This is a genomic window from Olivibacter sitiensis DSM 17696 (assembly GCF_000427965.1).
In the GTDB taxonomy this organism is placed as follows: Bacteria; Bacteroidota; Bacteroidia; order Sphingobacteriales; family Sphingobacteriaceae; genus Olivibacter; species Olivibacter sitiensis.
The window spans coordinates 19914-34370 of sequence record NZ_ATZA01000015.1 but is presented as its reverse complement, the minus strand read 5'-3'; the positions used below and the strand labels follow the sequence as shown (position 1 = coordinate 34370).

8 protein-coding genes are annotated in these 14457 nt (G+C 47.0%); 4 read left to right on the top strand and 4 right to left on the bottom strand.

Annotated elements, in window-relative coordinates:
- Positions 1-124 precede the first annotated feature (124 nt).
- Complete coding sequence (locus A37S_RS24255; protein ID WP_036602078.1) at positions 125-2668, top strand: zinc-dependent metalloprotease; 2544 nt, start codon at positions 125-127, stop codon at positions 2666-2668.
- 324 nt (positions 2669-2992) lie between these two features.
- A complete protein-coding gene (locus tag A37S_RS27460) occupies positions 2993-3145 on the top strand; it encodes a DUF5670 family protein (RefSeq protein ID WP_169719469.1) in 153 nt (50 codons plus the stop codon).
- 35 nt (positions 3146-3180) lie between these two features.
- On the opposite strand, the gene A37S_RS24245 is transcribed toward A37S_RS27460, so the two are convergent.
- Positions 3181-3657: a DUF983 domain-containing protein gene (locus A37S_RS24245; RefSeq protein WP_211229757.1), complete on the bottom strand. Its 477-nt coding sequence runs from the start codon at positions 3655-3657 to the stop codon at positions 3181-3183.
- 185 nt (positions 3658-3842) lie between these two features.
- Entirely contained in the window at positions 3843-6770 is a 2928-nt protein-coding gene (locus tag A37S_RS0109685; protein WP_028296813.1) for a M16 family metallopeptidase, read from the bottom strand.
- A 235-nt stretch (positions 6771-7005) separates the two neighbouring features.
- On the opposite strand from A37S_RS0109685, the gene A37S_RS0109675 reads away from it, so the two are divergent.
- Both A37S_RS0109675 and A37S_RS0109670 read left to right on the top strand, forming a co-directional pair.
- Positions 7006-7695: a YiaD family glycine zipper/OmpA-like lipoprotein gene (locus A37S_RS0109675; RefSeq protein ID WP_028296812.1), complete on the top strand. Its 690-nt coding sequence runs from the start codon at positions 7006-7008 to the stop codon at positions 7693-7695.
- 110 nt (positions 7696-7805) lie between these two features.
- Positions 7806-9188: an FAD-dependent oxidoreductase gene (locus A37S_RS0109670; protein ID WP_028296811.1), complete on the top strand. Its 1383-nt coding sequence runs from the start codon at positions 7806-7808 to the stop codon at positions 9186-9188.
- Between the two features lie 123 nt (positions 9189-9311).
- Here A37S_RS0109670 and A37S_RS0109665 read toward each other — a convergent pair whose 3' ends face one another.
- A complete protein-coding gene (locus tag A37S_RS0109665; RefSeq protein WP_028296810.1) occupies positions 9312-10769 on the bottom strand; it encodes a SusD/RagB family nutrient-binding outer membrane lipoprotein in 1458 nt (485 codons plus the stop codon).
- Positions 10770-10801: 32 nt separating this feature from the next.
- Positions 10802-14257, bottom strand: a complete 3456-nt coding sequence (locus A37S_RS0109660) for a SusC/RagA family TonB-linked outer membrane protein (RefSeq protein WP_036602072.1) — start codon at positions 14255-14257, stop codon at positions 10802-10804.
- Between the last annotated feature and the right edge of the window lie 200 nt (positions 14258-14457).

Here is a 14457-nt window from a genome sequence, read left to right as displayed (position 1 = left end):
ACATTATTTACAAACGTAAAAAAATGGATACACATAGCGGTTTTACTCAATTAATCCAACTATTTATTATGACATTTGAAATAATCAAACGTACGTCAACTCAAAAACCATAAATTCAACAAGTATGAAGAAAACGATTACAGCAGCATGGATACTTACCTTGCTATTATTCATGGGTGGCGCAAATGCGCAACCGCCCGATAGATCAAGTTCGGGCCAGGCTGCGACAGGTACCGCTAAGCAAAGCATTGCCGCCATTACAGAAAAGATGAAACCTTATAAAGGCTATTTCGATTTTTTCTATGACGAATCCAACGGCAAGCTTTTTTTGAAAGTTGAACGATTTGACGAAGAATTCCTGTATTTCAGCTCCTTGTCTAACGGAGCTGGACGAGCAGCAGAACGGGGAAGAGCTTCCGCAAGGGTTGCAAAGTTCATTCGTATGGGCCCCAAGGTGCTTTTGGTGGAACCCAACTACGGATTTCGGGCCATCACGGACAATGCAGATGAGGTAGAAGCCGTAGAAAATGCCTTCGCAAAATCAGTCCTTTGGGGATTCGTCCCAGTAGCGCAAGATGGTTCTTCATCTTTGATAGACATCACGCCTTTTATTGTCCGCGATGCCTTGAACGTAGCATCGGGACTGGCATCGGGCTCGGCGCGCCCTGGAGGTACGGCATCTCGGCAAGCTGCCTCATCTGCCAGCTATCGGGTAGACGAGAGCCGTTCCGCCGTGTTCCTGCCCAACACTAAAAACTTTCCCAAAAATACCGAGTTTGAGGCGCTGCTCACCTTTACTGGCGCGTCGACTTCATCGGGCAGGGGGTTCGGTGGAGGCTCCAGCGACATTGCCCCCGATATCAATGCCATCACACTCAACCTGCACCAGTCTTTCGTGGAACTGCCCGAACCAGGCTATGAGCTACGCGCTTTTGATCCCCGCTCGGGCTTCAACCAGTTCAGTTTTATGGACTTTTCTGCTCCAATGAGCGTACCACTGGTCAAAAGGTATATCCGACGGCACCGCCTGCAGAAAAAAGATCCCACCGCATCCCTGAGCGAACCGATAAAGCCCATCGTCTATTATATAGACAGAGGTGCCCCAGAGCCCATCAAACGTGCATTGATAGAAGGTGGAGCCTGGTGGAACGAAGCTTTTGAAGCCGCAGGCTTCAAAAATGCCTTTCAGGTGAAGGAGCTGCCAGAAGGGGCCGATCCCATGGACATCCGCTACAATGTGGTCAACTGGGTGAACAGGGCTGGCAATCCTAGGGCTTTTTCTTATGGATCTTCCTATTCCGACCCACGTACGGGAGAAATCATCAAAGGCGTAGTGACACTGGGGGCAGATCGCCACAGGCAGGACTACCTGATTGCCGAAGGACTGCTGCAACCTTACGAACAAGGGAAACCCATACCAAAAGAGATGGAGGAGATGGCCTTAGCCCGTATACGTCAGCTTTCGGCCCATGAGATAGGACATACCCTCGGTTTCACGCATAACTTTGCTGCCAGCCCAAAAGACAGGGCATCGGTCATGGACTACCCTTTCCCGAGAGCCAAGCTGAACAGTGATGGTTCCATAGATTTGAGCGATGCCTATGCCAAGGGAATCGGTTCTTGGGACATTCGTGCGGTTATCTGGGGCTACAGTCAATTCCCAAAAGGGGCCAATGAGGCTGACGAATTGGATAAAATCATGAAAGAGACTTTGGCGCAGGGGCATCAGTATATCCCCGACATTGGCGGATACACGCACCCCGTATCGCACCAATGGGATGATGGCACAGATCCACTAGAGGCTATGAAGACCTTGATGAAGGTGCGTAGGACGGTGCTGGACCGCTTCTCGGAAAAATCCATACTGGACGGCGAACCTCTGACAACTATCCATGAAGTGTTGGTACCTATCTATTTGCTGCATCGCTACCAAGTGGAGGCCGTGGCCAAAAGTGTTGGCGGCCTATACTTTACCCATGCGGTGAAGAACGATGGGCAGGTGCCTACGCAAACGGTAGATCCCAAGCGCCAATGGGAGGCACTTGACCTCTTGCTGGGAAGCATTACGCCAGAGGCCTTGGCCTTACCCGAAAAGCTCATTCAGATGATCCCTCCCCGCCCCTCGGGCTATCCTGCATCCATGGAAACTTTCCGAGGCAATACCGGTCCTACTTTTGATCCGCTGGCCGCTGCCGAATCGGCTGCCGCCTTAACGGTCTCCTCCATACTGGACCCACAACGTGCTGCCAGGCTCATAGAGTATAACGGACGAGATGCCAAACAGCCCGGCTTCGCTGCCGTAGTAGACAAACTGATTGAACAAACTTGGGCAAAAGGGCTACCTAATGGCTATTACGGTGACCTGCAGGCCGTAGTGAACAACCAAGTGGTCAAATACCTGTTGGAACTTGCGGCAGGAGATGCATCTTCCGACTTGGTGAAAGGACAAGCCTTGCTGAAGATAGCTCAGCTGAAAGCACTATTGCAACAACGCGAGGCGGGAAGTAAAGATGCGGCAAAGGCAAACATCCTGTTCGGTCTGGCACAAATAGCCCAGTTCGAAAAAGATCCTTCGGCCTTCAAGCCGGCAGCAAGCGCCGAGATGCCTCCCGGCGCGCCCATTATGCCTAGCATGGACTTCTTGATGAACGACCATGAATGGCTTTAAGAACTGATTAATGCCGATAGGCTGCCCAAAGAAAGGCAGCCTATCGGCTTTTTGCATCATATCGTCTTACCTCACTGCTGATTTTTTGTGGAAAATACAGCGCCCCTTTTCATTAGAGAGCGTTTGCCAATAGCTGTTCATTGGACACTATAGCCCTTATATTTGAGAGTTCGATATTTTCATTACGGTTCTATAAATTAAAGACACTTGGTTTTAAAAGTCAAACCAATCAAGTCTCTCTTTAGGACGATATCGCTTTACAAAAACAAAAAGAAACCTTCGCGTGTTGAACACTTCAAAAAAGAACTAAACACATATTATATTATGAGAGGAATATTTTTTACTATAGCAGCTATCCTCATTGCCGTCTGGCTGATTGGGTTGGTTTTGAAAATAGCAGGTGATATTATCTACCTGGCCTTAGTACTGGGCATCATTGCGCTTATACTAGGCGTAGTGAAAATCAAAAGCAATTGATTTGACGGGGTATTTCCTTTGATCCTTTATTTATCCTATGGCTCGGAAACTGCCTCCTTCAATTCGCTTTCATCCTCCTTACGTTCTTTACTAAAAGTATCCGCCAACTCGGGCCTATATTTCAAGCCGGGATCCAGCCAATATACTTGTATCACCTTAGAGTACCTGTTGTTGAATGGTGCCATGAGGAGCAATCCCGGAATTATTACAGACAAATAGAGCCAGGGATCATTAGAGTCACCTGAAAGCACCGATGTAGCAATCCACAAGGTGGCGATCTCCGCCACGTTCATTGCATAGCTCACGAACATAGAAGTATAAAAATAACCTGGGTTACGTTCAATGGTAAGGCCACAACTGCTGCATACCTCGTTTGTGTTTGAAGTAAATGGTCCTTTAAAAAGATTCCCTTTGCGGCATCTGGCACATTTTCCCTTTGCCATAGCCACTAACATGGGAACGCGTTTGATATTGTTTTTTGTATCCTGTAAATGGTATTGGGGAGTATCCATTTCCTGTAGATTTTAGCGTGTATGCAAAGGTACCCTCTTTGGCTCTATTTTGAAAGTTTTTCCCCATCTAAATAAATTGCGCATGAATATATAATCTACCGCCATTCCGTCACCACTCGAAAATCGGCTTCTAAATGGCGGTAGACATATGCTTTTACAGCGCTTTTGATACACCTACTTTTTTATCAATACCCGAACAAGGTACTTAAATCCAATTCCTTTACCGTACCGTATTTTTCCAGATCCGCAGTAGGGATACGCTCTTTGCTGCCTACAATGCAGTAGGCATAAGGCTTGTTTTTAAACTCCGAGTCATGGAAAGCTTTTAAATTGGCAAAGTTCAATTTCTGCGCCTCGCTATATACCTTTTGGCGCATATCATAATCAATGCCCAAACGCTTGGCGCTCAAATAACTGTAGATAATGCCGTCTTCGGTAATGCGGCTGGTCACCAGGGATTTCAGCAAACTCTCTTTACCTGTTTGAAATACCTTTTCAGATTCGGGCAGGTTATTGATCAGGTCGTTCATACCGGCAATGGCCTCGTTCATCTTGTCGGCCTGTGTACCCACATAGGCCACTATGCTGTATCGATCGTCCTTTTTGGCTGGTGAACTATAGTAGGCATAGGTTGAATAGGCCAGCGCCTTGGATTCGCGAATGGTTTGGAACACGATACCGCTCATGCCGCCACCAAAATAATTGTTGAACAACTGAATGATGGCAGTCTTATTGGGATCATAAACCTCAGCATTCCTAAACCAGTCTATTTCTGCCTGCACCATGTCATAGTGAGCAAAATAAACCTCATTGGCCTGTTGATCTCTTTTTTTGAACTCTACAAGTGTAGGATAGTCCTTAAATGAGTCTGGTATGGCATGTAGCGAATCTATCACAACAGCAACATCGGTTCCCGATTTGGGTCCGTAGTAGATAATCTGAGGCTTATAGTTCAATAAATCCTTCAAGAGGTCTATTAACTCCTGTGCGGTGATAGCTTCCAGTTCCGCATCGCTCAACACATTATTGAAAGGATTTTTCTCTCCATATTGCGCATAGCTCAGCAAGCCTTGTAAGATAGCCGATTTATTGAGCTTAGCATTTTCACGTGCCTTTTGCAGGCGCACTTTCAGTCCAGTCAACGCCTGCTCATTGGGTTCGGCATGGCGAATCAGATCCTCAAACAGGCTTACGGTCTCATCGAAATTCTCCTGCAATCCCGAGAGGGATATAGTGGTAATCTCCGTGGAGGCCGATACGCTGAAAGAAGACGCCAATTGATAGAAGGCCTTGCTGATGTCTTCCGCGGTTTTATCTTTCGTGCCGATAAACTGGATGTACTGGGCGGCAATAGGCAACAACTTTTCATTATAGCTGCCTATATCGAAACGGTAGGCGAGACGGAAAATGGCGTTGTCCTTATTTTCCACGCTGAGCAGCTCCGTTCCTTTCACCTTTGTCCTATTGATATCCTTATTGAAATCCAACCACTTAGGTTCGATTTTGGTTTCGGCCATCGCATCGATGTGCTGCAAGAAAGGCGATTGGGCATCGCGATTCACCTCTACTGGCGTAATGGATGGCTTTTCCACTTTCAGCATGTTCTTATCCTCTCCTTGTCTCTTGTACACAGCCACATAGTTGTTTTTCAAGTATTTGTTGGCAAAGGCAACTATATCATCTTTTGTGATCTCCGCCAAGGTCTTATCGTAGGCTACGCGTGTTTTCCAGTCTATACCGGAAGTGAATGCATCCATCAGATTGCTGGCCCTTGATTCGTAGCTTTCGTTTGATTGTATGGTTGCTTTCTTAGCATTGTTCACAATACCCGTCAGCAAGCTCTCAGGAAAGTCGCCCTTTTTCAGCTTATCGATCTCGGCCAGCATCAAGTTGCGGACGTCATCCAGCGACTGGTCTTTTATCGGATTACCTTGCAATATGAGCGTACTATAATCCTTCAGCACATAGGGAAAGGCTGCGGCAGAAAGCAATTTTTGCTGTTTCACCAGATTGAGGTCAAATAAGCCAGCTTTACCATTAGTAAGGATACTTCCCATCAGTTCCAGCAGTTGGGCGTCTTTGGTAGATGCTCCTGGGAAACGATAGCCGATCATGATGCTTTCTGGATTGGGCCCCCATACCTCCTTCACCACAGGTGTCGTTATTGACTTTTCCTCATCATAAGTATATGGTGGCACTGGCTTGTTTTGCATGAAGCCAAAGTTGGCGTCGATCTTTTTGATCACCTCATTAGGGTTGAAATCGCCAGAGAGGATAATAGCCATATTGTTGGGTACATAGTAAGTATTATAATATTCCCTGATGGCTATGAGCGATGGATTTTTCAAGTGCTCAATGGTACCAATGGTCGTTTGCTTGCCATAGCTATTGGGAAACAGGTTGGCAAACATGGCTTCAAAGGTTTTACGACTATCACTATCCAATCCACGATTTTTCTCCTCGTACACTGCTTCCAGTTCCGTATGGAAAAGACGGAAAACCGGGCTGCGGAAGCGCTCGGCCTGCACGGCCAAGAATTTGTCGACCGCCGTGCTGGGCAGGTCTTCCGTGTAGACGGTCTGCTCAAAAGAAGTGAAGGCATTGGTACCTTGCGCTCCCATACCAGCCATCATCTTGTCATACTCATTGGCTATGGCGTACTTGGCCGCCTCGCCCGATACGCTGTCTATATTTGCATAGATTTGCTTGCGCTGGGCACTATCGGTGGTACTGTTATACTGTTCATACAGTTTGTCTATCTCGTCCAGTAAAGGCTTCTCTTTTGACCAATCCAAAGAACCAAACTTGTCCGTGCCCTTGAACAGCATGTGCTCCAGGTAATGGGCCAGCCCGGTATGGTTGGCGGGATCGGTCTTGCTTCCTGCCTTCACGGCGATGTAACATTGGATGCGCGGTTCCTTCGGCGTTGGGCTCAATATTATCGTGAGCCCGTTCTTCAAGGTATAAAACCTGGATTTCGTAGGATCGTCGGTCACCGTACGGTAGGTATAGCCACCCGATTGCTCCGTTTTCCATTCGTATTCTTGGGCTATGCCGTTGCCCGCCACAAATAGCAGAAAGAAAGCTAAGGCGTAGTTTTTGTGATTTTTCATATCCGTTGATTCGTTTTGTGTGCTAATCTACGAAGTTTTCGATTTATGTGGAGCGGTGTTTTGAGATTATTGTTTTTGGGCAAGGCCATCTCGGGCCAGCCGCTCATCTATCCATTTCACATAGGTGCTATTTGGGAATAGGGTTTTGTAAATCGGGTAAGCCTGAGAAAAAAGCTTTTTTGGCACTCAAATTGCTATTATGCGGTGAACAAACATATTTTTGAAAAAACAAAAAATGAAATTATCAAAGAAAATAAGCGTATTCGGTGTTGCCGTAGCTACGTCTGCCATGTTAATGACTAGTTGTAGCACCATTAAAAACATGAACAATACGACCAAAGGTGCTGCGGTAGGCACAGCGGGCGGTGCAGGTATTGGTGCCATCATAGGTAATAAGGCTGGCAATACGGCAGTAGGAGCTCTTATAGGAGGTGCGATAGGTGGAGTCGCTGGTGGCCTCATCGGTAAAAAAATGGACAAACAGGCTGCCGAGATCGAAAAAACCGTGGCAGGGGCGGAAGTGATCAGGGAGGAAGAAGGTATCGTGGTGAAGTTTGACTCGGGTATCCTATTCGGTTTTGATCAATCTACCTTGCAACCCAATGCGCAGACCAATATCAATAACTTGGTGAAATCGCTGAACAGCAATCCCGATACGGACATCTTGGTGATAGGACATACCGACAACAAAGGTACCGAGCAGTACAACCAGGGACTATCTGAACGTAGGGCAAAGGCTGTAAGGGACTATGCCGTAGCGCAAGGCCTCGCTTCGGGGCGTATCAAGACCGAGGGTAAAAGCTTCAACGAGCCCATTGCCAGTAACGATACCGAGGAAGGGCGTGCACAAAATCGCCGTGTGGAAATTGTTATCGTAGCTAACGACAAAATGGTTCAGGAAGCCAAACAACAAGCTGCCAATTAACGAAAAGAAGCTACATGGACAAAAAGGCCTCCTTTACTGGGAGGCTTTTTTTGTTAAAAGATGTAAACTAACCTTACCTTTCTCTTGCATTTGTTATTTTTACCCTCACAATGAAGAGACTACCGTACAAAAGCCTATACTTATTATTATTAATCGTGGTTCCGCTATTCGCGCTAGGGCAAAACCAAGGACGGCCTCCTGGTCCGCCACCGAAAAATGCACCTCAACGAGCAACGAAGGAAAAAGCTTTTAAGCCCAAAGTACTCGTCTATGGCAGCGGCGTGGATGCCTTTGCCGCTGCCCTGCAATCGGCACAATCCGGCGTACAGACCTTATGGGTAATGGAGGGGGCAAAAGTAGAAAGTGCCCTTACAAACGGTGAGGCGAAAACAGTCAATGCCTATGCTGATCTATCCGTAGGCTCTTGGGCCTTGTTTCTAAGGGCATTGGCCAATGTTCAACAAGGAAGCGATTCGGCCTATCGTGCCGCCCGTCAACTTATTAATCCACAAATAGCCATCAACACCTTTGAAAATGTAGTCGACACTGCAAAAAATCTTCAGGTACGGAATAAAACGACTATAGCAGCGATCAAAAAGGCAGGAAAGGGCTATGAAGTCACGTATTCGAACAAAGAGAAGCAAAAGTTTGAGGTCGTTGTAGATGCCTCGGAAAGCCATGCGCTATTTCAAGCGCTTGGTAAGGATTACCTTACCGACGACGGTTGGGTAAAAGTAAAAAATGCGATCGGTATAGCACGCCAACAAATTGACTACGGCGATATACGCTACCGCACTGGAGTGTCATTGGCCTTACAGAATGGGAAAATGGGTTCTCTCCCTATCTCTGCCCTAGTTCCTGACACCGCATCCAACATCTTCGCTACCAAGGGATTTGAGGGAAACATCATGAAAGAAACAGATATAAACCTAGTGCCACAGCTGATGCTACAAGGGCAAGCGGTGGGAACTATGGCTGCATTTTGTGCTTTCTTCAATACAACAACCGATAAGATTGCGTTGCGTACCCTCCAAGGCGAGCTGCTGGCTTACGGCGCTTGGCTCCTTCCCTTTCAAGACATCAAGGTGCTGGATCCTCACGTCGGTCCTATACAGCGCATAGGCGCCACGGGTTTGTTGCAAGGACAATATACGGATGATAAGTTCTTATTTCTCCCCGACTCAACTGTGAGTAGCACCGAAATAAGGGATATCAGCGAGCAGCTCTATACACGAAGCCAGATTTGGTTTCTTCGCAATAAGGACATCCCACAAATTACCCTTGGGCAAACGCTCGACTTTATAAAATACCTTGCCAATAGAGGGGATGAACTTAACGTCGAGGTGGAGAAGGCTTGGGCAAAGCGCTTTAAATTCACTACTCCCTTTGATCAAGAAAGACCTGTTACACGCCGCGAATTTGCCGTATTGATAGATACTTATCTGCAGCCCTTCAACCTGAAAGTGGATTGGGATGGGAATTTTGCGTATTGAAATACGTGTAAAAATAACTTGAGGGAACACTTTATAATAATTTAGCGGTCAGTACGTGCAAAAACGATACTGACCGCTAACATTAGGCAACAATATACTGCCGGTCTTATTTATGTCTATTCCCTACTTCTCCCACCAAACTTTGGTCAATATATCATCTCCACCGATACGTTCGGCGGCAGCCTGGTAGTTTTCCGGATTATAAATCCTAACCGTATTGTGGTACATAAACCTGGTAGGCATCACGCCATCATGGAGCATATACTCGGTTTTTGGCAATACGGGATAACCTGTTCTACGGTATTCGAACCATTGTTGATAGTCGTTAAAGAAAAGGCCGACGTATTTTTGCGTCATGATCTGTTCCAAAGTACCATTGAATGCCGCTTGTTCGTTATCGAAATAATCGGCCGGCATTGCTCCTCCTACCCATTGGGTGATGGCCGCCTCCACCCCTTTTTCGTAGGCAATCTTGGCAGCTTCCAGGTCACCAAAATGTAGTGCAACCTCCGCCTTGATAAATTCCACTTCGGCATAGCCCATGATCACTTCCTTGATAACGGTACCGATATTGTCGAATACCATCAGGTTTCCGTTAGGCGTGCTGGGGTTATAATTGAACTGCGATTCATCTCCAGAATGGCCGCTGGGGATTCCCACATAACCGATCTGCTGTGTTTGCCCGTCGACCAACCTGCTCGCTTGCGTCATAAACAGGGGACGCCTTGGGTCGGCCAATCCGTTGAGCAGGTCTACAAAGTGCGATGACATGGCTTCAAAGTTCACGTAATCCTGCCTACGAGCCCAGGCATAGTTATAGGGATAGATGCCACTTATACTTACCAAGGCAGCGTCGGCATTGCTCTCGAATATAGGATACTGCGTAGGGTTTTCCAATATGGCCCTGATCCTTTCGTAGCTATTGAACTCGGTACGTTTTGACAAACGCAACAACAGACGCAATAACAGCGAATTGTTGAATTTACGCCACTTTGCCTTATCATTGGCATACAAGAGATCTTCGCCCACCATATTGCCTGATGCTTCGTAAATACCATTTGCTGCCTCCAGATTGGCAATCAGCTGGCTATATATAGCCTCCTGTGTATCAAATACCGGCTGACTGATCCCGTCCTCGGCGAGCAATGCCTCACTGAAAGGCACATCACCAAAACTATCGGTCAAAATACCCGTGATATAGGCCTGCAAGGTATAAGCCACCGCCTGATAAACGGGTTGATCGAACACTTCAGCTGCCTCTTGCATTTCCCTGATATTCCTCAACCAGCTATAGCAGGTATTCCATGTACCATTTCCAGCTGTCTCGGACAAATCGTAGCGATGCACGCCAAGCGCCACACTCGGATTTGGCAGGCCTACTTGCATGATCTGCCAAGTAAAATCGTAACTGCGTACCGTAAAATAGGTGCTCATTCCATATACCGTCGGAGTGAGCAAACTCCCCGGACTTACTTTATCTATAAGATTGGGGTTGGTGTTCAGTTCATCGAATTCTTTGGTACATGATGGCGCCAAAAACACACCAATTATGGACATCATCAATATTATTTTCTTTTTCATTTTTCTTCTAATTTCTTGAGGTACAAAAACGGTTATAAGCTCAGTCTTAGGTTCAGCCCCCAAGTGCGCGGTGTGGGCAATTGCCCCATTTCTACCCCCGGCATGACCGTATCGCCATTGAGCGTTGCAGTTTCTGGGTCAAAGATTGGAAACTTGGAAATCATGAACAAATCGCGTCCATACAGTGCCACACTGGCGGCAGAAAACTTCGTTCTATCCAACCATGTTCTAGGCAAACTGTACTCCAAGCGTACTTCCCTAAGCTTCAAGTACGAGGCGTCAAAGGTGTTGGTCTCCAGGTTGGCCCTGCGGTAATAATCGGCATACCAAGTCTGTATGGCTACGGGCGTAGTATTGGGCGAGTAGCTGCCATCACTGTTTAACACGACCCCATCGCCCACTACCGTCATGGTCTCACGACCTAGTAGTGTGTGGGCCAATTTACCTTGCTCCGTCATTTTATGGTGGGTCTGCGAGTAGATTAATCCACCATATTGCCCATCGATCAGGGCGCTCAAGCGCCAGTTTTTGTAACTGAACTCGTTTTGCCATCCTCCTCGCCAGTCGGCATATACATTACCTATCTTTTGTACCTCCGAAGGACGCACCGCCAATCCCGTGCTGGCGTTGAATACCACCTGCCCTTGCTCGTTACGTACCAATCCGTAACCCCATAGATCTCCTGTAGTACCGCCCGCTGTAGCTATGATTTGGGCTACACCGCCACCGGTCTGGGCGATGATCTGCCGCTCACTATTAATATCTTCACTCAGCTCCAAAACACGGTTGTCATTTTTGGCCCAGGTCACGGTGGATGTCCAACTGAAATTTCTATTGGCAATCGGTTGGCCGCTCAGCATAACCTCAATACCCCTGTTTCTCACCTTACCGGCATTGATATAGGCCGAGCTATATCCCGTTGTAATGTCCAATGGCACGGCAAGTATTTGGTTGATGGTGGAATTGTTATAGAAGTTCACATCAGCATTGATTCGACTGTTGAACAATCCAAAATTGAGCCCAGCCTCCCAGGATTGAGATATCTCGGGCTTCAGGTGGGCATTGTGCAAAACGGTAGGCGCACTGGCCGACCCCGGAAAATCAACCTGTCCATAATATTTCTGTAGCCTATACGGATCCGTATCGTTTCCTACCATGGCCCAGGAAAGGCGCGCTTTTGCAAAAGAGACGGCACTTGGCATAGCGATCATATCACTCAAGATATAACTGGAGCTTACGGATGGATAGAAATAAGACCTGTTCTCGGCAGGCAACGTAGAAGACCAATCGTTCCTACCCGTCACATCGACAAAGATCTTATCCTGCCAAGATAGATTGACAAAGCCATAAACGCTATGGATTTTTTTGTTTTCCATGAGGTTATTAGCTATTGGCACATCCAGTGCGTTGGCTAGCGTATATACCCCGGGTAGTGTCAAACCATTGGCCGTAGCACTATTCCGTTTGTTTTGATAGTTCATCAGGTTCCCTCCAAGTGAAGCATTTATGCTGAATTGCTCACCAATCTTGTCCTTGTAAGAGAGCAAGGCATCGCTATTGGACTCAAAGAAAAACACGTCTTGCTGCTTATACATCCCCATAGCATAATTTGCCGTATTCCAGGGACGACGTGATTCTCTCCTGTCCTGACGCATGTTCAAGCCAGAACGAATCATCAGCTCCCACTTGGGGTTGAAGGTATAGACACCCTGTAAATTCCCATCTATATTATTGCTTTTCAACCCATTGGTCATTTCATAAGCTATGAGGTACGGGTTTTCTATGTAGGAGCTATAAGGGTGAATCTGTGCTACCTGTTCCTGCCCTTGTTTCCATCGCGGGCCATACACGGCTTCCAGGTCTACGTTAGGGTTCTGGAAGATCATGAAATAGGCAATGGATTGGTTGTTGTAACCCGTACCGGGCAGGTTATCGCTTGTTTTGTTGGTAAAGGCCACTTTAGCATTTAGCTTCAGCTTGTCGGAAAGCTGTGCACTGGTATTGAGTGATGCCACCAAGCTTTCGTAACCCGTATTGGGCATGATCCATTCGTTCTTGGTATGGGTGATGGAAGCCCTACCGGAGAAGTTGTCAGTGGCACCGTCAAGAGCCACGCTATTGGTCAGTGTCATACCCGTACGCCAGAAACCCTTAATGTTATTGGTATAGGGCACCCAAGGCAAACGTTCGGTAGATTGTGCTTCTATTGCAGGATCGTATTGATAGTACATTTGGCCGTCAAACTTCGGCCCAAAGGCGCTGGAAGTAGAACCCGTGTTGGCGCCATCTTCAGACAATCCATAAGAATAATACAATTCGCCGGCAGCATTCCGGTTATTGTTGCCTTGACCGTATTCATATTGTATATCTGGCCACCGAAGCACATCATTGATGCTTGTATTGGAATTGATGGTGACACCTATTCCGCCTCGCTTTTTGCCTAGCTTAGTAGTAATGATCAAGGCTCCGTTTGCGGCCCTACTGCCGTACAAAGCCGTCGCCGCGGCTCCTTTCAATACGCTGATGGATTCTATATCATCAGGATTGATATCTCCTAGACCGTTGCCAAAATCGATTGGGATGTCGCTTCCAGCTCCTGCACCGTAAGCATCGGAAACACCCGAACTCGCTCTGCCGGTGCTATTGACCATAGGCATGCCATCCACGATGATCAGTGCTTCATTTTTGGTGGCATCCAGCGATCTATCCCCTCTAAGGTTTATCCTAGTGGAATTTAAAGGGCCAGAGCCCGTTTGTGTCAGGTTCAATCCCGCCACTTTACCTTTCAACCCATCGGTCCAATTGTTGGGCCTTGCTTCCGTTAGTTCCTTACCGCCAATAGTGCTTACCGCATAGCCTAGGCCTTTTGCCTCCCTTTTTATACCCAATGCCGTAACTACCACCTCTTCCAAATCGCCTGCTTCTGCCCGAAGGCCGAAATTAACGGTTAGATTTCCTCCCGTACTTACATTTATACCAGTTTTCTGCTCACTTTTGTAGGAAATGAACCTTGCTTCCAAGGTATAAGTACCCTCAGGAACGCTTAGGGAGTAGCGGCCGTCGTTATTCGCTCCAACACTCCTGTTTAGCTCCACCACGCGCACGTTAGCTCCGGGAAGTGGTTCTCCATTTTCATCTGTCACAATGCCAGTAATGCGGCCAGGCTGCTGCCTACGAGATAAGATAATGGCTCCTGAGCTTTCATTGAATACAATCTCCTGGCCATGTAGCAAGGCAGTCAACACATTTCTTAGCGATTCTTTCGTAAAGCTGACGTTGGTTACTTTTATTTCGTCCAGTTTCAACCCTTCGGTAAAGCCGAAATCGATGTTTGCTTTTTCCTGTAGATCGAGGATAACTTCCTGAAGGGTGGATTCACGATAACTGACGGTGACACGTTTATTAAGTCCCTGCGAATACGCAGGCGATGCTTGAACAACCGGTGTCAGCACCGCTATCATTAAATAAAGTATACTTGTTATTTTCATATACCACTGCCATTGCGGTAAAAAATTCATATGATTGTTGCTATATATTCCCACTCTGATATGGAATGGACATTTCCGCTCCTTAGCATGGTATGTCCATTCCTTTTGTTATCTTTGGGATGTTTGGTAATTTAATTCTTTACTAATCAGGGGTGCAGCCATAGGCGTCCAATCTATATCCCGCAACCCGTAAGCAGGTG